Below are 1,042 nucleotides of genomic sequence, written 5' to 3'. Positions count from 1 at the left end.
GGCTATACACCTGAGTGGCAAGCTCGCGGTTTCCCGCTCTCACCACCACTGGCGCTGGATGGCTCGGCCAGCAGCGCCCAGATCCGGGCGTATCTCGGCAACTTACTGCCAGAAAATCGCGGGCTGGATCACCTGATTGAAGCGCTATCTGTTTCGCGCAGCAATCTCTTTGCCCTGATCCACAGCATCGGCCGCGATGTCTCCGGGGCAGTCACCTTTACCCTGCCCGCAGAGCCCGACGTCCCCACCCGGTTTCGCCCCATCACGCCACAGGAGCTGATGCTGCGCCTCGATCAGCCCGAGATCTGGCCGCTGGAAGTTTGGGATGGTCGCCCCCGCCTCTCGGTTGCGGGGGTGCAGGCCAAGCTCAACCTGCTGCGACTCGAGGGGGCGCTGGGGTTTGGCGAGGGCGAGCTCTGTTCCACCCACCTCCTCAAGTTCGAGCAACATCCTCATCTGGTGATCAATGAGTTCGTGACCATGCGGCTGGCCGTGTTGCTGGGCATGCCGGTCGCACAAGTCGAACTGCACAGGGTCGGCCAAGGCGATAAGCCCCACCGAGGTTTGCTGGTAGAGCGGTTCGATCGGCGTCTTGACGCGCATGGCTTGAGGGTGCGTCGTCGCCACATGATCGATGCCTGTCAGGGGCTGGGGTTTCCCGTCGCCCGAAAATATGAACGCAACTTCGGTGACGGGCGAGATGTGGCCCATATTCGGGAAGGGGTGAGCCTGCCACGGCTGTTCAGTCTCAGCGCCCTCTGCGTCAATCCTGCTCAAACCAGATTGAACATGCTGCAATGGCTGCTCTTCAACCTCTGTGTCAACAACCATGATGCCCACGGCAAGAACTACAGCTTCTTCGTATCAAGAGCAGGGCTGACGCCGACCCCCTGGTACGATCTGGTCAATGTGGGGCTTTACCCCGAGTTCAACCAGCATCTGGCCATGGCCATCGGCGACGAGTTTTCCCCCGATGCAATCAACGCATGGCAGTTGCTGGAGATGGCCGAGGCGTGTGATCTGCCCAAACACCTGTTGCAAC

General features: G+C 60.7%; 1 protein-coding gene. It reads left to right on the top strand.

The features are described 5' to 3' along the window. Positions 1-1,042: HipA domain-containing protein (locus CUC53_RS18255; protein WP_100295403.1), on the top strand; the 1,042-nt coding region annotated here is incomplete at both ends.

It is taken from the genome of Aeromonas cavernicola (assembly GCF_002795305.1).
Classification (GTDB): domain Bacteria; phylum Pseudomonadota; class Gammaproteobacteria; order Enterobacterales; family Aeromonadaceae; genus Aeromonas; species Aeromonas cavernicola.
The sequence above is the reverse complement of the archived record's forward strand: the minus strand, read 5'-3'. Positions and strand labels throughout refer to the sequence as shown.